20 protein-coding genes and 1 pseudogene (1 of these 21 cut by a window edge) are annotated in these 18057 nt (G+C 64.1%); 12 read left to right on the forward strand and 9 right to left on the reverse strand.

Going from position 1 to position 18057, the window contains the following annotated elements:
- Window positions 1-17: 17 nt before the first annotated feature.
- Both nusB and cobS read right to left on the reverse strand, forming a co-directional pair.
- Window positions 18-482, reverse strand: coding sequence for a transcription antitermination factor NusB (gene nusB, locus QNO18_RS07575; protein WP_092895816.1), 465 nt, complete (start codon window positions 480-482; stop codon window positions 18-20).
- Between the two features lie 98 nt (window positions 483-580).
- Window positions 581-1345, reverse strand: a complete 765-nt coding sequence (gene cobS, locus QNO18_RS07580) for an adenosylcobinamide-GDP ribazoletransferase (RefSeq protein WP_283177188.1) — start codon at window positions 1343-1345, stop codon at window positions 581-583.
- Between the two features lie 126 nt (window positions 1346-1471).
- On the opposite strand from cobS, the gene cobT reads away from it, so the two are divergent.
- A complete protein-coding gene (gene cobT, locus QNO18_RS07585) occupies window positions 1472-2497 on the forward strand; it encodes a nicotinate-nucleotide--dimethylbenzimidazole phosphoribosyltransferase (RefSeq protein WP_283177189.1) in 1026 nt (341 codons plus the stop codon).
- A gap of 82 nt (window positions 2498-2579) precedes the next feature.
- Here the strand turns inward: cobT and QNO18_RS07590 are convergent, their stop codons facing one another.
- From QNO18_RS07590 to QNO18_RS07600, 3 genes are all read right to left on the reverse strand, one after another.
- A complete protein-coding gene (locus QNO18_RS07590; RefSeq protein ID WP_283177190.1) occupies window positions 2580-3053 on the reverse strand; it encodes a hypothetical protein in 474 nt (157 codons plus the stop codon).
- On the reverse strand, window positions 3050-4618 hold the full coding sequence (locus tag QNO18_RS07595) for a hypothetical protein (protein WP_283177191.1): 1569 nt from the start codon (window positions 4616-4618) through the stop codon (window positions 3050-3052). The genes QNO18_RS07590 and QNO18_RS07595 overlap by 4 nt, the downstream gene beginning before the upstream one ends.
- Before the next feature lie 377 nt (window positions 4619-4995).
- A complete protein-coding gene (locus tag QNO18_RS07600; RefSeq protein ID WP_283177192.1) occupies window positions 4996-6021 on the reverse strand; it encodes a hypothetical protein in 1026 nt (341 codons plus the stop codon).
- A gap of 171 nt (window positions 6022-6192) precedes the next feature.
- On the opposite strand from QNO18_RS07600, the gene QNO18_RS07605 reads away from it, so the two are divergent.
- Entirely contained in the window at window positions 6193-6900 is a 708-nt protein-coding gene (locus tag QNO18_RS07605; protein WP_233092810.1) for an SIMPL domain-containing protein, read from the forward strand.
- Between the two features lie 48 nt (window positions 6901-6948).
- Here the strand turns inward: QNO18_RS07605 and QNO18_RS07610 are convergent, their stop codons facing one another.
- The gene (locus tag QNO18_RS07610; protein ID WP_283177193.1) at window positions 6949-8259 is read right to left on the reverse strand and encodes an O-acetylhomoserine aminocarboxypropyltransferase/cysteine synthase family protein; all 1311 of its coding nucleotides are present in this window, start codon (window positions 8257-8259) and stop codon (window positions 6949-6951) included.
- 165 nt (window positions 8260-8424) lie between these two features.
- A pseudogene (locus QNO18_RS07615) lies at window positions 8425-8876 on the reverse strand (Lrp/AsnC family transcriptional regulator).
- Between the two features lie 72 nt (window positions 8877-8948).
- Between QNO18_RS07615 and QNO18_RS07620 the strand changes: the two are divergent.
- The gene (locus QNO18_RS07620) at window positions 8949-9554 is read left to right on the forward strand and encodes a LysE family translocator (RefSeq protein WP_283177194.1); all 606 of its coding nucleotides are present in this window, start codon (window positions 8949-8951) and stop codon (window positions 9552-9554) included.
- A 129-nt stretch (window positions 9555-9683) separates the two neighbouring features.
- Here the strand turns inward: QNO18_RS07620 and QNO18_RS07625 are convergent, their stop codons facing one another.
- A complete protein-coding gene (locus tag QNO18_RS07625; protein ID WP_283177195.1) occupies window positions 9684-10157 on the reverse strand; it encodes an Lrp/AsnC family transcriptional regulator in 474 nt (157 codons plus the stop codon).
- A 214-nt stretch (window positions 10158-10371) separates the two neighbouring features.
- Here QNO18_RS07625 and QNO18_RS07630 point away from each other — a divergent pair, with 214 nt between their 5' ends.
- From QNO18_RS07630 to cysA, 6 genes are all read left to right on the forward strand, one after another.
- Window positions 10372-10824: an Rrf2 family transcriptional regulator gene (locus tag QNO18_RS07630; RefSeq protein ID WP_283177196.1), complete on the forward strand. Its 453-nt coding sequence runs from the start codon at window positions 10372-10374 to the stop codon at window positions 10822-10824.
- Window positions 10825-11196: 372 nt separating this feature from the next.
- The gene (locus QNO18_RS07635) at window positions 11197-11451 is read left to right on the forward strand and encodes a hypothetical protein (RefSeq protein ID WP_092895833.1); all 255 of its coding nucleotides are present in this window, start codon (window positions 11197-11199) and stop codon (window positions 11449-11451) included.
- 13 nt (window positions 11452-11464) lie between these two features.
- Window positions 11465-12643 carry a sulfate ABC transporter substrate-binding protein gene (locus QNO18_RS07640; RefSeq protein WP_283177197.1) on the forward strand — a complete coding sequence of 393 codons (1179 nt, stop codon included), beginning with the start codon at window positions 11465-11467 and terminating at the stop codon, window positions 12641-12643.
- Window positions 12644-12652: 9 nt separating this feature from the next.
- Window positions 12653-13585, forward strand: a complete 933-nt coding sequence (locus tag QNO18_RS07645; protein ID WP_283177198.1) for an ABC transporter permease subunit — start codon at window positions 12653-12655, stop codon at window positions 13583-13585.
- Window positions 13578-14453, forward strand: coding sequence for a sulfate ABC transporter permease subunit CysW (gene cysW / locus QNO18_RS07650; RefSeq protein ID WP_283177199.1), 876 nt, complete (start codon window positions 13578-13580; stop codon window positions 14451-14453). The genes QNO18_RS07645 and cysW overlap by 8 nt, the downstream gene beginning before the upstream one ends.
- Window positions 14454-14522: 69 nt before the next feature.
- Window positions 14523-15254 (forward strand): sulfate ABC transporter ATP-binding protein, encoded by a 732-nt coding sequence (gene cysA / locus QNO18_RS07655; RefSeq protein ID WP_198836658.1) that lies wholly within the window; start codon window positions 14523-14525, stop codon window positions 15252-15254.
- Between the two features lie 44 nt (window positions 15255-15298).
- Here cysA and QNO18_RS07660 read toward each other — a convergent pair whose 3' ends face one another.
- Complete coding sequence (locus tag QNO18_RS07660) at window positions 15299-15949, reverse strand: histidine phosphotransferase family protein (RefSeq protein ID WP_283177200.1); 651 nt, start codon at window positions 15947-15949, stop codon at window positions 15299-15301.
- A gap of 24 nt (window positions 15950-15973) precedes the next feature.
- Here QNO18_RS07660 and QNO18_RS07665 point away from each other — a divergent pair, with 24 nt between their 5' ends.
- From QNO18_RS07665 to QNO18_RS07675, 3 genes are all read left to right on the forward strand, one after another.
- Window positions 15974-16147 (forward strand): DUF3553 domain-containing protein, encoded by a 174-nt coding sequence (locus tag QNO18_RS07665; protein WP_283177201.1) that lies wholly within the window; start codon window positions 15974-15976, stop codon window positions 16145-16147.
- Between the two features lie 269 nt (window positions 16148-16416).
- Window positions 16417-17199 carry a GNAT family N-acyltransferase gene (locus QNO18_RS07670; RefSeq protein ID WP_283177202.1) on the forward strand — a complete coding sequence of 261 codons (783 nt, stop codon included), beginning with the start codon at window positions 16417-16419 and terminating at the stop codon, window positions 17197-17199.
- An 86-nt stretch (window positions 17200-17285) separates the two neighbouring features.
- Window positions 17286-18057, forward strand: the 5' portion of a protein-coding gene (locus tag QNO18_RS07675; protein WP_283178758.1) for a lysophospholipid acyltransferase family protein. The gene runs 2 nt beyond the window's last position; the window shows 772 of its 774 coding nt (coding positions 1-772); its start codon is at window positions 17286-17288; its stop codon straddles the right edge of the window (only 1 of its three bases is visible, at window position 18057).

Consider the following 18057-nt stretch of genomic DNA (forward strand, 5'->3'; position numbering starts at 1 on the left):
AGCCCGGGGGCACCCGATCAGAAGGACGCGGGCTTTGCCTCACGCGCCATATGATCAAGGACTGCATTGACGAAAGCCGGCTCGCGGCCTTCGGGGAAGAAGGCGCGGGCAATGTCGACGAATTCGTTGATCACCACTTTCGGCGGCGTGTCCATCTGGGTCAGTTCGGCCCCGGCGGCGCGGAACAGCGCCCGGATCACCGGATCAATCCTGTCAATCGGCCATTTTGCCACCAGCGCGCGATCGGTCATCTGATCGACCAGTGCCTGCCAGTTGACCGCATGTTCGACGAGGCTGCGGAACAGATCGGTATCGCCTTCGGCGAAATCGCCCTCTTCATAGCTGGCACCGAAGCGATGAGCTTCGAACTCCCGGCTCACGGCTTTGACCGTCTGGCCAGAAATCTCCATCTGGTAGAGGGCCTGAACCGCGTAGAGCCTCGCGGCCGATTTCATCTGGCGTTTTTCTTCGCGCGAGGTCATGGGGCCGTTCCGCTGTTCATTTGGCTTCTTAACACAGGCGGGTCATTTGCGCCAATGTGGGCGCAGACGCAAGAGCCAGCGCGGTTGTTCTCGTGGCGTCAGGCGAAGACCGCAAGGCTGGCGGCAAAGGCCAGCTGCTGACTTGCGCCAAGGATATCGCCGGTCTGACCGCCAATGCGTCGTGCCGCCGAGGCGGCCAGCAGCCCGCAGATGATCAGCACCGCCGGCAGCGCGGGGAGCGCCTGCCGCCCGCCAATCGCCAGCGCGAGCCCGCACCCGATCACGACCGCCATCAGCGCCGTGGCAAGCCCCGGACGGCCGCTTGTCGCCGAAAGCCCGGTCTGACGCGCGGGCGGCAAGGCCGCCATGATCGCCGCCATCGGCGCCCGCGACAGCGCGGCGGCCACCAGCAGTGCCGGCACCGCCTGCCCGGTGCGGATCAGCGCGGTGAGCGCCGACCAGGCGGCCAGCGTCACCAGCAGCAGCGCGAGGGTTCCAAAGCTGCCAATATGGCTGTCTTTCATGATCTCGAGCCGGCGTTCCCGCGTGCGGCCCCCGAAAAGCCCGTCGGCGGTATCGGCCAGCCCGTCTTCATGCAGCCCGCCGGTCACCATCGCCATCACGGCCATCGCCATCGCGGCGATCACACCCGGCGAGAGCCTTGCCGCCTCTCCAAGCCAGATCACTGCCACGCCGATCGCCCCGCATATAAGGCCGACCAGCGGCCAGGCCCAGGCGCTTGACGCGCCGCTGTGGCGATGCGCCGGAACCGGCAGCCGGGTCAGGAGCGCAAAGGCCGAAGGCAGGTCCTGGAGGATACGCCCGGCGGGGAAGCGCGCGGGTTGCGGGCTGTTTTTGGTCATCGGGGCTTTCCGGCTGGAACGGCGCATCATCATGGGGTAACCGCTGGGCGCGGCGGGATCAACTCCCGCTCCTGTCCTGCGCCTTTTCCGGCGTCTTGTAATGGCGCCGCTTTCCCGGAGAACTCCATGCAAAGCCCGGATCCGGTCACCCTCGCTGAGTTTCGTGCCCTTTGTGCCGCACTGCCGGCCCCGGATGCGGGCGCCGTTGCGGCGGCCAGGGCGCGTGATGCGGTTCTGACAAAACCCCCCGGCGCGCTTGGCCGGCTGGAGGAGATCACCCGCTGGCTTGCCGCATGGCAGGGCCGGGCAGTGCCCGAGGCCGGGCGGGTGCAGATCACGGTTTTCGCCGGCAATCACGGTGTGACGGCGCGCGGCATCTCGGCCTTTCCGGCCGAGGTGACGGTGCAGATGGTCGAGAATTTCCGCCAGGGCGGGGCCGCGATCAACCAGCTCGCCCGGACCTTCGGCGCAGAGCTTGAGGTGATCGCGCTGGACCTGGACCGTCCGACCCGGGATTTTTGCTCCGCCCCCGCGATGGAGGAAGCGGAGCTTGTCGCTGCGCTGCAGGCCGGCTGGCAATCTGTGCGGCCCGGCACCGATCTTTACATCGCGGGCGAAATGGGGATCGGCAATACGACATCGGCGGCGGCGCTGTCAGCGGCGCTTTTCGGACATGATGGCGGGATTGCGGGCTGGTGCGGTCGCGGCACCGGGCTGGATGATGCCGGTTTGCGGCGCAAAGAGGCCGCCGTGGCACTGGCGCTTGCTCTGCATGACGGTCATCTGGCCGACCCTTTCGAAGCGCTGTGCCGGCTTGGCGGGCGGGAAGTGGCCGCGATGACCGGTGCCGTGCTGCATGCCCGGCTATTGCGGGTGCCGGTGCTGCTTGACGGGTTTATCGCCTGTGCGGCGGCGGCGGTGCTGGAACGCGCGCAGCCCGGCGCGCTGGATCACTGTATGGCCGCGCATCAAAGCGCCGAGGGCGCGCATGGCAGGCTTTTGCAGGCGATTGGCAAAGAGCCGCTGCTGTCCCTGGGGCTGCGGCTTGGCGAAGGCTCGGGCGCAGGGGTCGCGCTTGGCCTGATCCGGGCGGCGCTGGCCTGCCATTCCGGCATGGCGACCTTTGCCGAGGCCGGAGTCAGCGGCGCCTGAGCTTGCCCTTTTCGAACATCTGACATGAAAAAGGGGCCGGATCATCCGGCCCCTTTTTCAGTTCTTAAACAGTCTGGCGCTGTCAGCCTTTGGGCATTTCCAGCGCGACCAGCCGGCCACCTTTCTGATAGCGCACCTCATTCTGGGTGATCGCCCTGACCTGACCGCCGTCGATCCGGTCGCCGACCGAGACCTTGTGATATTTGCCATTCGCGGTCCGCACCAGAGCGTAGCGTTTGGAGGGCTGGCCATAGACGCCGATCAGATTGATTTTCGACAGATTGATTGCCTTGGCATAGGTTGCCTGTTTCGCGACGCTGGCCTTGGTCGGGATACTCGGTGCCGGGCCGGATGCAACTTCCGGCTCGTCAATCTCATCATGCTCTTCGGGTTTCGCGGCGGCCTTGCCCTTTGGCGCCGGCTGGGGCGCCGGGGCAGAGGCGGTCTCGACCGGCGCGGGCGCGGGCTCCGGGGCACGAACGGCAGCGGCAACTGCCGCCTCGATGGCACGGCTGAAATCCTGCGGGCGCGCCGCGGGGCGCCGCGAGATTGTCATGAGCGACGGGTTGGCCAACTCGGCCGCGCTGAGCCCGGCTGTCGCAGGGACAGTGGCCGAGGCAAGCTGGACGTCTTCTTCATTGGCAAGCGAAGCGGCAGCCGTATCGGCACGGGCCTTTGCACTTGCGGCTTCGACAAGGGCGGGGCGCTGCCGGGGGCGCAGGCTGGCGAAATCAACCGGAGCGGTTGCGGGCTGCAGAGCCGCGTCATCATCGGTTGCGGGCCGGTCCGGACGGGCGCGGGGCGGCGGTCGGCAAGTTCGGGATCGGGCTGGGCTGCGGGTTCCGTCGTGGCGGCGGTGACGGTTGCCGCAGCGGTGCCGACAGCCCCTCCGTCCAGAGACGGATTGCCCGCCGCTCCGGCCGGGGCGGCAGTGGTCTCGCCCAAAGGCGTCGTGGCGGCGGTGCCCGGCGCGGATTCGGAAGTGGTTCCGGAGGCGGCTTCCGCTGCGGGGGCAGAGGCGGCTGCGGTGGCGGCACGGGCGGCTTCAGCTGCGGCGGTGGCTGCGGCGCTGCGCGGCGGTGGCACGCGCGGCGGCTTACCATCGAAAAGCATATAACCGCCGGGGGTTGGCAGCCCCGCAGCGGTTGGCATCAGCATCTGGTTTTCGTCATAACGATAGACAGTGCCAAAGGGCGGCGGCGGCATCGGAGCCCCCGGTGGCGCTTCGGCCGAGGTGTCGGGCCCGGGCAGCGAGAGCGCATCAAAGGCAGGCGGCGGCGCATCCGAGCTGGAAAGGAAGATCTCATCCTCGGCATCAAGCAAGGCAACCGCTGCGGGGCTTTCGCTCTCCAGCGCCGTTTCCGGCGCCGGATCCGTGGCTGCATCAGGCACTTCGGCGGCTTCGGTGGCGGTCGCAACCCGTTGCGCCGTCTCGCCTTCTGCCGCGGGGTCAAGCCCGTCGGCCAGCATCTCGTCATCCACGCTGACCGTTGAGCCCTCGTCTGCGGTGCCGGCAAACTGGGTCTCTTCCTCGCCGGAGGTGCGGTTGGAGGAGAGGTAGAAAGACGACCAGGCCGCAACAAGAGCAAGGCAAAGCAACAGGATAGCGGTCAGGATCAGGCCCAGAAAGCGGGGTTTGCCCTTGCTGTTGCGGGGGGCAAAGGGCGACTGGCTGAGGCTGCGGGCTGCGTCATCAGTGCCGTCGGTCGCACGGGGCCTGGCACCGGCCGGCATCTGGCCTGCGGCAGCGGATTGCGCGCGGGTCTTGCGGGTGCCGGGGATTGATGGCGCGGTGATAAGGCCGGCAAGGCTGCCAACTCCGCGCGCGGTCTTGGCAGCGGCGCCTGTTGCTGCGCCGTTGCGGACTGGCGCTGCGAACCCGACAGGATCGCCCGGTATCGCAGCCGGTGTGGCGGTCGGAGCCGCCCGCGCGTCATCTCCGGCCATCACCGGCGGAGCGGAAGAAATGGCGGTACGCGGTGCATTGACGGGGGCGTTCCTGCCCGAGCGGCCATAGGCGGCAAGGGTTGCGGCCGAAGGCGCGGGCGGCAGGTCGTCGTCAATGGTGCCGATCGGAGCTGCCGATTTGCCGGCAACACCGGTCTGACCCGCGGGGTGCACACGTGGGGAGGAGGCCGGGCCCGAAGCCTGGCCCCCGAAGCCTGGTTCAGCGCCGAGGCCCGCGCGAGCGGCCCGGGCGCTGCCGGTTGCCCTGTCGCCGGTGCAAGCCCTGCCATGCGGCGTGCCAGATGCGGCAGCGGGGGCAGATCCGGGCCTCGTCGGTCTCGGGGAAGGACGTGTTTTCCGGCACATGCGCGAAGGGCGCCTCATCCGGGTCCGCCTCGACAGGAGGCGCCGCAGGTGCGGCCGGGGCCGGGATTGGTGCGGAAACGGCTGGCGTGACGGGGGCCTGGACCACTCCGGCAGTCAGGCTGACCCGCGGCGACGCGGCAGCGGGGGGGGGACCGGCGCGGCCGAAGGCTCAACGGCGGGGGCGGCTACACTGCCAAGCGGCGTGATTTCTGTGATCGTGACGCGCGGCCTGGCGCCTGAGCCACGGGGGGTGAGGCAGGTGCCGGCGCGGCCGCCCGGACAAAGGGGGCTGGTTCGTCAAAGCCTTTGTCGGAATGCAGGGGCAATTCAGCCTGCGCCTCGCGCGCGGCAGTCGAAACAGCCGCAGCCGGTGGAGCAGCCGCATCAGCCGCAGCAGCCGGAGCCCCGCCAAAGGCGACTTCCGGTGCCTCTTCCACAGAAGGGAAGGCTTTGGGCTCTTCGGGGAGTGATTCTGCCGCCGGTTGCGCCGCAAGTGGCAGCTCTGCTTCGGCGGTCGCAGGAGCGCCGGTCGCAGACCAGTCCTGTTCAGCGGCTGCGGCACCAGTGCTTTCCGCTTCGGCTTCGGGGTGCGATTCGCTCTGGCTTGCGGCTTCGATCTCGGCCTGGCGTGCGGCTTTCGCGCGGCGGCGGGCGGCGCGGGCCTCGTCGATCAGCAAAATGGCGGCACTGTCGCGCTCGATCTCCTCGCCATCTGCGAGGAAATTGCGGGCATCCGCTGTCTCGCCAAACCAGGGCTCGCCGTCGAATTCGCTCTCGTCCGGGATAGCAACAAAGGCAACAGGGCTGAATTTATGTGTGGTTGCAAAGGCTTCCGCCTCGGCCAGGGTTTCGCGCGCCACGGCGGCGACCCGGGCGGTGCGACCTTCGCCCCGCAACCAGTCCCAGACGATTTCATCCGGGCGGTACGGCGTCCGCGACACAAGCGCATTGGTGATTTCCTGCGCGGTGCGGGCGTCATCGCCGCCAGAGATATCCACCTCGGTATAAAGGATCTGCGAGGCCGGAATCACCAGCTTGGTTGTAAAACCGCCCGGCGAGAGGCCAAGAGCGGTCTTGCGCATGTAATCAAGCGCATCCTCAAGATCGGATGCGTCGAAGGGTGTTTCACCAATCTTCAGCCAGCCCTTCGCCGTCCGGTGCAGAAGCGCGATGCTGGTATCGGTGAAATTGAGGGCAAAATCTGGTTTCATTCCACAGGCCTAGCACAGGACAACTGGGCGCGGAAACGCGCCCGGACGGGATCACTCCTACCTATAGCAGCTTTTCGCCGAATAAAAGAAAAAGACCCGTGAGCAGACCAGGGAATGGTCTTCGACATGCGTTAATGTTCTGTAAGCAGTCGCAGTGATAAGGAGTCTTCCATGCGTATGCGGTCTTTGTTCAAAACCTCCCTTTCGGCCGCGGCCTTTGGCGCGGCGCTGATCGCGGCCTCGCCGGTGCTGGCCGATGGTAAGGCGGTCATCACCGTCAATGGTGAGGCCTCGGTTTCGAAGGCACCTGATATGGCGACGATTTCGGTCGGGGTCACCTCGGTCGGGGAAAATGCGGGTTCGGCGCTGAAGCTGAACTCGGCCGAAATGGAGAAGGTGATTGCGCGCCTGAAAGAGCTGGGCGTGGCCGAGGGTGACATGCAGACCTCGGGTCTTTCGGTCAATCCGAACTGGTCGAATTCCTATTCGTCTTCGGGTACACAGAAGATCGACGGCTTTACCGCGATGAACTACCTGACGGTGGGCATCCGCGATCTGGATAAGCTGGGCGCGACCCTTGATCAGGTTGTGACCGATGGGGCGAATACCCTTAACGGCGTCACCTTCGCCCTGGTCGACCCGCGCCCGGCGCTGGACGAGGCGCGCAAGCTCGCCGTGGCCGATGCGCGCGCGCGGGCCGAACTCCTGGCAGAAGCGGCAGGGGTCAAGCTGGGTGACCTGGTCTCGCTGACCGATGGCGGCGGCTATAGCGGTGGCCCGGCGCCGATGTTCAAGGCGGATGCCGCCTCGGTCCCGGTGCAAAAAGGCGATGTCAGCTATCAGGCGACCGTCACCATCACCTGGGAAATCGGCGGCTGATCCTGTCAAATATCCTGCGGCGGGGATAACCCGCCGCAGGGCTTTACGTCAGCGGCTCTTGCCGGTGGCGGCGGTGATCGCCTGGTCGAGATCGGCGATGATGTCATCGGCATTCTCGATCCCGATCGAGACCCGCACCACATTCGGCGCAGCCCCCGCCTTGACCTGCTGTTCTTCGGTCAGCTGGCGATGGGTGGTCGAGGCGGAATGGATGACCAGCGACCGCGTATCACCGAGATTCGCCACATGGCGGAACAGTTTCAGGTTGTTGATCAGGCTGACACAGGCGTCGTAGCCATCCTTCAGCGCGAAGGTGAACAGCGCCCCGGCGCCTTTCGGCGTGATCTTCTTCACCTTCTTATACGAGGGCGAAGATTTCAGCCCGGCCCAGGTGACGAATTCGACACGGGGGTCGGCCTCCAGCCATTCCGCGACCTTCTTCGCATTGGCGACATGACGCTCCATCCGCAGACCCAGCGTCTCGATCCCCATCAGCGTGTAATGCGCGCCCTGCGGGTTCATCGTCATGCCCAGATCCCTGAGCCCGACTGCGATGGAGTGGAAGGTATAGGCCATGCCGCCCAAAGTCGGGTGGAACACGAGGCCATGATAGGCGGGCTCGGGCTGCGAGAGCGAGGGAAACTTATCGCTTTCCGACCAGTTGAACTTGCCCGAATCGAGGACGATGCCGCCGGTGACAGTGCCATTACCGGTCAGATATTTCGTCGCCGAATGCACAACCAGCGTGGCGCCAAGCGCAATCGGGTTGCACAGATAGGGCGTCGCCGTGGTGTTGTCGATGATCAGCGGGATCCCCTTGCGGTCAGCGATTTTCGCGAGCGCCGGGATGTCGGTGATATAGCCGCCGGGATTGGCGATGGTCTCGGCAAAGATCGCGCGGGTGTTCTTGTCGACGGCCTTCGCCACCGCGCCCAGATCATCGGTATCGACGAATTTCGCCGACCAGCCAAAGCGTTTGATGGTCTGGCTGAACTGGGTGATGGTGCCACCATAAAGCCTTGTCGAGGCGACGATATTCTTGCCAGGCCCCATCAGCGGGAACAGCGCCATGATCTGCGCCGCGTGGCCCGAGGAACAGGCAATCCCGCCCACAGCGCCTTCAAGGGCGGCTACCCGGGCGACCAGCGCCGAGACGGTCGGATTTGTCAGACGTGAATAGATATAGCCGATCTCTTCCAGGCCAAAGAGCCGCGCCGCATGGTCTGCATCTTTGAACTGATAGGCCGTGGTCTGATAGATCGGCGGGTTGATGGCGCCGGTTGCGGGGTCGGGGGTGGCGCCGGCATGAACTGCCAGCGTGTCGAAACCATGCGGCTTCGGCTCGGTATTTTCGGTCATATGGTCCTCCCATGTCTCCATTCCGGCGCGAGGTTAGGCAAAGCCAACCGGCGCGGCAATGTCTGGTTGCGGCCATGATCAGCCTCATTTCTCATGAGGATCATGCAAATATGACATGCGGCACGCTGGGGGAGTGCCTTATCATCAGTGGCGCAGTTCCCGCCCTCAGGCGCGATCATCCTTGGGGCTGCCCATCACCACATAAGAGGTGACCGAGCGCACCTGGGGTAATGTGCCAAGGATCTCGGTATGCCAGTGCTTGTAACTGGCAAGGTCCCGCGTCTCGACCCGCAAGAGATATTCCACCGCGCCGGTGACATTATGGCATTCCCGCACCTGTGGTGCGAGGATCACCGCGCGTTCAAACGCCTCCTGCGAGGCCTTGGTATGGGTGTTCAGCCCGACAGTGATATAGGCGATGAACCCGATCCCGAGCTTTTCCGGGTCGAGCACCGCCCGATAGCCCGGATGACGCCGATCCGCTCCAGATCCTGCACCCGGCGCAACGTGGCCGAGGGTGAGAGCCCGATCTTCGCCGCCAGCGCCAGATTGGTCAGCCGCCCGTCCGCCGTCAGGGCGCGCAATATCTTTTCGTCGATCTGATCTATATCCGTCATAAGTTGCAAATATTGCCGTTCAGCGCGCATATTTGCAATCAGATTGCGGCAGATCCGGGCAATGTTTGCGCCATGACATATGACGCTTTCCTCGCCCTTCTGGGCTTTGCCATGGCCACGACCTTCACCCCGGGGCCGAACAATATGATGCTGATCGCCTCGGGGGTGAATTTCGGCTTTCGCCGCACCATCCCGCATATGCTGGGGATCTGTCTCGGTGTGGTGAGTCTCGTGCTCCTGACCGGGCTGGGCGTTGCGGGCCTGTTCCAGGTCTGGCCGCCCGCGCTGAACGTGCTGAAAGCGGTATCGGTTGCCTATATGCTCTGGCTTGCCTGGAAGATTGCCATGTCTTCGGCGCCCGGCGAGCGCGGCACCGGTGCGAAACCGATGACGCTGATTCAGGCGGCGGCGTTTCAATGGGTGAACCCGAAGGCCTGGGCGATGGCTCTGGGCGGGGTTGCCGCCTATGTCCCGCATCCCGATGCGAGGTCGCTCGCCCTGGCCGCCATTGCCTTCGCGCTGGTCTCGATCCCGTCCACATCGACCTGGGCCGCCGCGGGGCAGGGGTTGCAGCGCTGGCTCTCACGGTCTTCCCGCCTGCGCGCCTTCAACTGGACGATGGCGGTGCTGCTGGTCCTGTCTCTCTGGCCGGTGGTCACAATGAAACTGGCACAATAAGACAAAGGGTAAAGAGATACGGGCTCGTGTCGGCCCGTTCTTCCCATGAACTCAATACTCCGCAGGACACGGGGGCAGCGCCCCCGCGCCTTCGCCAGAGGGCGGCCCTGCCTGATGGCCCCCGTGTGCTCAGCGGTTGCGGGTGTCCACCGGATAGGCGGTCGTGAACTTCATCCGCTCCATCGCGAAATGCGAGGTCAGGTTCTTGATCGGCACCGCATCTGTCAGCCGTTTGTAAAGCTGGTCAAAGCTTTCCATATCCGCGACCGACACCCGCAAGAGGTAATCCATCTCGCCGGCCATGCGGTAGACTTCCATCACCTCGGGGAACTGACCGACGGCCCGCGCGAACGTATCGCGCCAGGTCGCCGAATGATCGGGCGCCTCAATGCCGATGAAGACCGTCAGTCCAAAGCCCAGCCGCGCCGGATTGGCCAGCGCCACGCGCCCGGTCAGCACGCCATTGGCCTCGAGTTTCTGGATGCGTTTCCAGCAGGGCGTCTGCGACAAGCCGACCCGGTCCGCGATCTGCGCCACGGGCAGTGTCGCGTCGCGCATCAGTTCGGCCACGATCTTACGGTCGATCAGATCGAGATTGTCCATCTGTTGCTCCTGCATCCGGCAGTGGGTTCGTTCTCATTCTGGTCGCATAAATACACTTTTGTCTACTGGTTAAATCGTCTTTAATTCCATCCAGGGAAACTGGCCCGGAATCCCTTGTTTTTCGCGGGCAATCATTCCAGATGAACCCGTGGAACGGGGAAAACCTCGCTTTGCCAGATTGATTCGCACTGACTGTCTCCATAGGCTTACCCGTATGATCACCCAGAAGATGAAATATGCCCTCAAGGCCCTTCTCGTTCTTGGTGACGAAGCCGGCAAAGCGGAGCCCGTGGCGCTGACCATCGAAGAGATCGCGCGCCGCTCGGGCACGCCGAAACGATTCCTCGAACATATTCTGCTTGAGGTCAGGAATGCCGGGGTGATTGCGTCGACACGCGGGCGCTCGGGGGGCTATTCGCTGATCAAGAAACCGGCCGAGGTCTCGATCTCAGAGCTGTTGCGGCTGATCGACGGGCCCATTGCGCCGCTGCCCTGCCTGTCGCGCCGTGCCTATCAGCGGTGCGAGGATTGCACCGATGAGGCGAGCTGCCGCATCCGCAAAATCTTTGCCGAGGTCTTCTGGTCCTATCTGGTGATCATCGAATCGCTGACGCTTGCCGACATGCTGCGCTCGGACAAGGTGGCCGAGCAGGTTCTGGGCGGCTGAACCAGCGGCCTGGCGGTCGGAAGGCCGGTCGCGGCCTGTTTCGGACAGGGCAGCATCAGAAGCAGGTGGTCTGCATCTTATAGCGACAGAGCGCATCCGGTTGTGGCGCCCTGATCCTGGCCCGTTATCGTCACCGGCCGGAGAAAAGGCCGGTCTGCGGCCCTCGATTCCCCCTGACCTGATCCCTCTGTGAAACCGCTCCCGGCAGAAACGATGGTTTCTGGCTGCGATTTGCCCGAGACGTAGAATTTTCTTCTCTCTGGATGGGGCATTTCACCCGAAACATTCCTTTGCAAATAACGAGTAATCCTGTCGTTATTATGTGTATTGGCTGGCATGGTGCCGGACAGGACAAGTGCAGGAGAGTGCAGGATGACCGCAGCATTCGCTTTCGGAACGCCCGCAACGGGCAACGCTTATACCCCCATCGGCCGCCCGGCCCAGGGTCAGGGCATGTCCGGCACCTGTGTCGTTCGCCTGATCGACCGCCGCACCGGGATGACGCATCGCGTCAATGGCACGCCGCTGGTGATCTTCACCCGGCGCCCGTCCGAGGCGGTGGCCGAACTGCTTTCTGGCCGTGACCGATCGGTCTGGGAAGCCCGCATCGACCCGATCGAACCGTAAGGAGCGCGCAACCATGACCCATCAGACACTTTTCGGCCTCGTGCCCTTCCTGCAGCTGCCGCGCAGCCGGGACGGGCAGCGCGACAAAACCAGCTTGCAGGAGACAGAAATGACCATCCAGACGCCCCGCATCGACACCCCGCGCGAGACCCGTTCGACGATCCTCTCCGGCTTTCGCAGTCTTGAGGGCTGGCCGGTTTCGCGGCTGATCCGTGGCGCCGTGGCCGGGATTGCCCTCGTGGTATCCGGCGCGCTCGCCGCTCCGGTCCAGGCGGAATCGCTGCTGAACGTCTCATATGACCCGACCCGCGAGCTTTACCGCGAGTTCAACGAGGCTTTCGCGAAATACTGGGTCGCCGAAGGCAATGAAGCGCCGGAGATCGAGGTCTCGCATGGCGGCTCCGGCGCGCAGGCCCGTGCCGTGGTCGAGGGGCTTGAGGCCCAGGTGCTCACCCTTGCGCTTGGCGGCGATATCGACCGGGTGGCCGAGACCGGCAAGCTTCCGAAAGACTGGCAGACCAAACTGCCGCATAACTCCTCGCCCTATACTTCGACCATTGTGTTCCTTGTGCGTGAAGGGAACCCCAAGGGGCTGAACGACTGGGGCGATCTGCTGAAAGACGGCGTCGAGGTGATCACGCCGAACCCGAAAACCTCGGGCGGGGCGCGCTGGAACTATCTGGCGGCCTGGGCCTGGGCCGAAAAGAACGGCAAGGATCCGAAGGACTTCGTGAAAGCCCTGTTCGAACATGTGCCGGTGCTCGATACCGGGGCGCGCGGTTCGACCACCACCTTCGTTCAGCGTGAGATCGGCGATGTGCTGCTCGCCTGGGAAAACGAGGCCTATCTCGCGCTGCAGGAGATCGGCGAAGACAGTTTCGACATCGTCGTGCCGAGCGTCTCGATCCTGACCGAACCGCCGGTTGCCCTGGTCGAAGGCAATATCAAGAGCGACGAACAGCGCAAACTGGCCGAGGCCTATCTGAACTATCTCTACAGCCCCGAAGGCCAGGCGATTGCGTTCAAGAACTTCTACCGGGCCTGGGACACATCGGCCGCCAATCCCGAAGATGTGGCCCGTTTTCCGAAACTTGATCTGGTGACCATCGCCGATTTCGGCGGCTGGGAAAAAGCCCAACCCGAGCATTTCGGGGATGGCGGCACCTTCGACCAGATCTACGTCGCAAAGTAAGGATCCGGGATGGGCAGGCCTGTCGTCCACAGATCTCCGATGCCGGGCCTCGGCCTGTCGATGGGGATCACCTTCACGATGCTCTCGATTGTGGTTCTCCTGCCCATCGGCGCCCTGCTTTTGCAGGGCGTCAGCTATGGCGCTGAAGGGATCTGGGCCACCGTCAACCGCGAGCGGGTCTGGAAGGCGCTCTATCTTTCCTTCCGCCTGTCCTTCTACGCGGCGGTGTTCAACCTGATCTTCGGGGTGATCCTTGCCTGGGTGCTGACACGTTATCGGTTTCCGGGGCACCGGATCCTTGATGCGGCCGTCGATCTGCCCTTCGCGCTGCCGACTGCCGTGGCCGGGATCGCGCTGACTGCGCTTTACGCGCCCAACGGCTTCTTCGGCGCAAGCTGGACCCATACCATTGCGCCTGCGCTGAATGCGGGCCTCGCCTGGCCCGAGGCTGCGCTGAATGTGCTGGTGACCGGCCTCGGGTTTGAACCCTGGTCGCTGCAGGTGCCGCCGCGCATCGCCTATTCGACGATGGGGATCTTCATCGCGCTGGTTTTCGTGGGCCTGCCTTTCGTGGCCCGCACCGTGCAGCCGGTGATCCATGAGATCGACCGCGAGGTCGAAGAGGCCTCGGCAACGCTGGGCGCCTCGCGCGTGCATACTTTGCGCCGTGTGGTCTGGCCGATGCTCCTGCCCGCGGCGCTCACCGGGTTTGCGCTCTCGCTGGCGCGGGCGGTGGGCGAATATGGCTCGGTCATCTTCATTGCGGGCAACAAGCCGCTCGTGACCGAGATCGCGCCGCTCCTCATCGTCATTCAGCTTGAGGAATTCAGCTATGATGGTGCCGCCGCCATCGGCATTGCGATGCTGGTGATCTCTTTCGCAATGCTCCTCGTGATCAACCTGATCCAGGTCTGGAGCCGCCGGAGAATTGGCTATGTCTGATCTGAGCCACGCAACCCCCGCCCGTAGTTTCCGCGCCCCGACCGAAGAGGCGCCGCTGGCCCGCTGGCTGCTGATCGGTTTCGTGACGCTGGCGCTGGCGGTGCTGGTTTTCGCGCCGCTGATCGCGATCTTTGTTGAAGCACTTTCAAAAGGCTGGGAGGCGGCCTGGAAAAGCCTATTCAGCCGCGAGGCGCTGCCGGCGATCAAACTGACGCTGACGGTTGCGGCCATCGCGGTGCCGCTGAACGCCGCTTTCGGCATCGCTGCCGCCTGGTTCATCACCAAATTTGACTTTCGCGGCAAGGCCTTCCTTATCACTTTGATTGATCTGCCCTTCTCGGTCTCGCCGGTTGTCGCGGGTCTGTGCATCGTGCTGCTGTTCGGCGCCAATACCGCCATCGGTGCCTGGCTTGTGGCACATGGTTTCCCCATCGTTTTCGCCCTGCCGGGGATCGTGCTGGCCACGGTCTTCGTCACCTTCCCCTTCGTCGCGCGCGAACTGATCCCGGTGATGATCGAACAGGGGCGCGCCGAGGAAGAGGCGGCGCTGACGCTCGGTGCCTCGGGCTGGCGGACCTTTCTGACTGTCACCTTGCCGAATATCCGCTGGGCGCTGCTTTACGGTGTGCTGCTCAGCAATGCCCGCGCGATGGGCGAATTCGGAGCGGTGGCTGTGGTTTCAGGCCGGCGCGAATCTGCAACGACCATGCCGCTCAAGATCGAGATGTTCTATAATGAGTACCAGGGGGCCACCGCCTTTGCGATGGCGGGGCTGCTTGCCTTCCTCGCGCTGCTCACACTTCTCCTCAAGACCTGGCTCGAAAACCGCCACGCCGGGGAGCTCTCCGCCAACCGGCGCGGCCATTAACTTTGCCTTGAACTGAATACTCCCGGGTGTGGGGCAAAGCCCCACCACCAGCAGCCACAGGAGCCGCCCTTGAAAATCGAAATCGACGAAATCTCGAAAGCCTTTGGCACCACCGCCGCGCTGACGCCGGTTTCTCTCTCGATCCCCTCGGGCGCGCTGGTGGCACTGCTGGGCCCGTCGGGATCGGGCAAGACCACGCTTTTGCGGATCCTTGGCGGGCTGGAATTTCCGACCTCGGGGCGGGTGCTGTTTGATGGCCAGGATGCGACCGGCTTGACAGTGCAGCAACGCCGTGCGGGCTTTGTGTTCCAGTCTTACGCGCTGTTTCGCCATATGACGGTGTTCGAGAACATCGCTTACGGGCTCAGGGCGCGTCCGCGTGCGGTCCGTCCGCCAAAGGCAGAAATCACCCGGCGGGTGACGAAACTGCTGGAGCTGATCCAGCTTCCCGAGATCGGCGCGCGCTATCCGAGCCAGCTCTCTGGCGGCCAGCGGCAGCGTGTGGCCCTTGCGCGGGCGCTGGCGATCGAGCCGAGGATGCTCTTGCTGGACGAGCCCTTTGGAGCGCTGGATGCGAAAGTGCGCAAGGAATTGCGCCAGGGGCTGCGCGACATCCATGACGAGACCGGTCTGACCACGGTCTTCGTAACCCATGACCAGGAAGAGGCGATGGAACTGGCCGATCTGGTGGTGGTCATGTCCGGTTCGCAGACCGGCGGACGGATCGAGCAGATCGGCAAGCCCGCCGATATCCGCGCAAGGCCCGCGAGCGATTTCGTCCGCAGCTTTATCGCGGCCTGATCACGCCCCTGGCCGGGCCATGGCCGGGGTTGAGATCCGCGAGACTACCAGCCCAGCCGGATCGCGCCTTCGGTGATGTCGCAGGCAAGGCTCAGGCCGCGCTCCCGGATCTCTGTAAAGGCGAGTGCGAATTGGACATGCGAGGCGGCAATCGGTGTGCCTTCGCAGTCTCTGGAAGGCAGCCCGGCGAAGGCAGGGCTGAACATATCCCAAAAACGCGGCTCTGCCCGCATCCGCGCCGCTTCCGCGATGATCTGCCAGCCGCCAGAGGGGTGAGCGCCCTCCTTCTGCGCGGCGCTGCTCTGGGCGGCGCGGATGGTGCCGCCATAGGGCAGGGCGCTTTCCAGACATTGCAGCAGCAGGAAGGCCAGTTTGACATCGCGCCGGTCAAGTTCGGTCCCGCTCGACCAGTCCAGTTTCAGCCGGCCGCCGCGCGACATGGCCGAAAGGATGCCGGTGACTTCGCTGCGTGCAATGCGCTGATCAGTGCCGGCGAGGCCGAACGCCACCCGGAAGAACCGGATCCGGGCATTCGCACTTTCCACGCTTTCGGCAATCAGCGCTAGTTCAGGCGAAGCGGCGCTGCGATCCATCATCATCAGCTCGACCCCGTTGCCGATCGCTCCGATTGGGCTGATAAGGTCATGACAGATCCGTGATCCGATAAGCGCTGCGAGATCGGTCTTGTCTTGCATCTGATAACCTCGGGAAATTGCTAAATGAATTCTCTCCTGGAACCTGGTATGTTCGTGAGCTGCCCGTCGCGTCCCGATTGGGGGCTGGGGCAGGTTCAGTCAAATATTGCAGGACGGGTAACGGTTAACTTTGAACACGCTGGAAAGCAGGTGATCGACAGCAGGAATGTGGATCTGCGTCCCGAATTCGGTATCTGAGAAGCGTGGAGTGTTTTTCCAGAATTATCAAGGATTAACGGCATTGCGACCGCAACGGGCAGCGCACGCCGTGGCGACGGGATCGCGCCAGACCGGCCATTCAGGCCAAATTCGCGCCCTCGGGGCCGAACTCTGATCACAGAGCTTTGGATTGCAACAAGACTGTTACATGATTAAGTCAGGAAGAGAGCCGGAACAGTGTGGCGCAGGGGAGACCCCGTGCCACCAGCGCCAGAGACGTCCCTCATAAAAAGTCGCCTCCTGACGATATGCTTGCCGAAGAACCCAACTATACGCTCCGCCTCGCGACGGAAGTGGTCGATATTTTCGCAGCCCAGCGTTTGCGATATCTGGTCTTCGTCCAAGAACTGGGCGCGAGCGGCGGCATGATCGATCATGAACGCCGGATCGAGACCGATGCCTTTGACGCGATCTTCGACCATCTCGTGCTGATCGACAAACGCATCCCGCCCGAGACGGGCGACCATGTGGTCGGGGCCTACCGGCTTCTGCCCTGTGATCGTTTGCCCGAGGGCGGGCGGTTCTATTCCGAAGATGAATATGACCTGGCGCCCTTGCGCGCGACGGGGCGGCGCCTGCTGGAACTCGGCCGAACCTGTGTTCATCCCGACCACCGTGGCGGGGCTGCGATGTTCCTGCTGTGGAACGGCCTTGCGGAATATGTGCTGGAGCGCGGCATCGAGGTGATGTTCGGCCCGGCCTCGTTCCATGGCACCGATGTGGCGGCGCTGGCAAAGCCGCTGTCCTGGCTCTGGCATCACCATCTGGCACCGCCCGAGCTGCGCGTCCGCGCGCTGGAGCCGGGGCGTGCCGCCATGGATCTGATCGCGAATGAGGATCTCGACCGCGCCTCGGCCATGGCGCAGATGCCGGCGCTGATCAAAGCCTATCTGCGGCTGGGCGGCTTCGTGGGCGACGGCGCCTTTATTGACCGCCCCTTCAATACAACCGATGTTTGCCTTCTGATGGATACCGGGAAAATGTCGGCCCGCCATCGGGATTTCTATACGCGCAAACAGGGAACGACTTGAGCCAGACCGCAGACCGCCCGCCTGAACCCTCCGATACCGCTTTCTCGCCGGACGATGCGCCGCCACCTCCGCGCCGGATCGGGCCGGTGGGCTGGTTGCTTGTAGCCGGGCGCGGGACCGTGCTGGTCGTCTTCCTTATGCTGGGCCTGATGGTCCATTCGCTGATCCGCCTGATCGAATGGCCGCTTTGCGGTCAGAATCGCCCGGTGACGCCCTGGGTCACCCGCTTTGTCTGCCGTATCGCGTTGCGCATCATGGGGATCGGCTATTCGACGCGCGGCGCGCCGATGTCCCATAAGGGCGCGGTCGTCGCCAATCACGCCGGCTGGCTGGACATCTTTCCCCTGAATGCCGGGCAGAGCATCTATTTTGTCTCGAAAGCCGAGGTTTCCTCCTGGCCCGGTATCGGCCTGCTCGCGAAAGCCACCGGCACGGTTTTTATCTCACGCAAGGGGACCGAGGCGAAACGTCAGCAGGAGGTCTTCGAGACCCGTCTGCGCGCTGGCCATCAGCTTTTGTTCTTCCCCGAGGGCACCTCGACCGACAGCCTGACCGTGCTGCCGTTCAAATCAACTTTGTTCCAGGCGTTCTATACCCATGGGCTCGACCGCGTGCTGCAGATCCAGCCGGTGACCGTGGTCTGGCATGCGCCTGCAGGCGAGGATCCGCGTTTCTATGGCTGGTGGGGCGATATGGATTTCGCGACGCATCTTCTCCGGGTGCTGTCGGTGCCGCGTCAGGGCCGGGTCGAAGTGATCTGGCATCCGCCGGTGCCGGTGGATGCCTTTCCCGGACGGAAGGAGCTGGCTCTCTATTGTGAGCGGGTGATCCGAACAGCCCATCCTCTGGCGCATAACT

This window comes from Gemmobacter sp. 24YEA27 (assembly GCF_030052995.1).
GTDB lineage: Bacteria > Pseudomonadota > Alphaproteobacteria > Rhodobacterales > Rhodobacteraceae > Pseudogemmobacter.

Bases quoted from the DNA above. Each gene is read 5' to 3' on its own strand.
- nusB (WP_092895816.1), bottom strand. From the start codon at position 482: ATGACCTCGCGCGAAGAAAAACGCCAGATGAAATCGGCCGCGAGGCTC.
- cobS (WP_283177188.1), bottom strand. From the start codon at position 1,345: ATGACCAAAAACAGCCCGCAACCCGCGCGCTTCCCCGCCGGGCGTATC.
- cobT (WP_283177189.1), top strand. From the start codon at position 1,472: ATGCAAAGCCCGGATCCGGTCACCCTCGCTGAGTTTCGTGCCCTTTGT.
- QNO18_RS07590 (WP_283177190.1), bottom strand. From the start codon at position 3,053: ATGACAATCTCGCGGCGCCCCGCGGCGCGCCCGCAGGATTTCAGCCGT.
- QNO18_RS07600 (WP_283177192.1), bottom strand. From the start codon at position 6,021: ATGAAACCAGATTTTGCCCTCAATTTCACCGATACCAGCATCGCGCTT.
- QNO18_RS07605 (WP_233092810.1), top strand. From the start codon at position 6,193: ATGCGTATGCGGTCTTTGTTCAAAACCTCCCTTTCGGCCGCGGCCTTT.
- QNO18_RS07610 (WP_283177193.1), bottom strand. From the start codon at position 8,259: ATGACCGAAAATACCGAGCCGAAGCCGCATGGTTTCGACACGCTGGCA.
- QNO18_RS07620 (WP_283177194.1), top strand. From the start codon at position 8,949: ATGACATATGACGCTTTCCTCGCCCTTCTGGGCTTTGCCATGGCCACG.
- QNO18_RS07625 (WP_283177195.1), bottom strand. From the start codon at position 10,157: ATGGACAATCTCGATCTGATCGACCGTAAGATCGTGGCCGAACTGATG.
- QNO18_RS07630 (WP_283177196.1), top strand. From the start codon at position 10,372: ATGATCACCCAGAAGATGAAATATGCCCTCAAGGCCCTTCTCGTTCTT.
- QNO18_RS07635 (WP_092895833.1), top strand. From the start codon at position 11,197: ATGACCGCAGCATTCGCTTTCGGAACGCCCGCAACGGGCAACGCTTAT.
- QNO18_RS07640 (WP_283177197.1), top strand. From the start codon at position 11,465: ATGACCCATCAGACACTTTTCGGCCTCGTGCCCTTCCTGCAGCTGCCG.
- QNO18_RS07645 (WP_283177198.1), top strand. From the start codon at position 12,653: ATGGGCAGGCCTGTCGTCCACAGATCTCCGATGCCGGGCCTCGGCCTG.
- cysW (WP_283177199.1), top strand. From the start codon at position 13,578: ATGTCTGATCTGAGCCACGCAACCCCCGCCCGTAGTTTCCGCGCCCCG.
- QNO18_RS07660 (WP_283177200.1), bottom strand. From the start codon at position 15,949: ATGCAAGACAAGACCGATCTCGCAGCGCTTATCGGATCACGGATCTGT.
- QNO18_RS07665 (WP_283177201.1), top strand. From the start codon at position 15,974: ATGAATTCTCTCCTGGAACCTGGTATGTTCGTGAGCTGCCCGTCGCGT.
- QNO18_RS07670 (WP_283177202.1), top strand. From the start codon at position 16,417: ATGCTTGCCGAAGAACCCAACTATACGCTCCGCCTCGCGACGGAAGTG.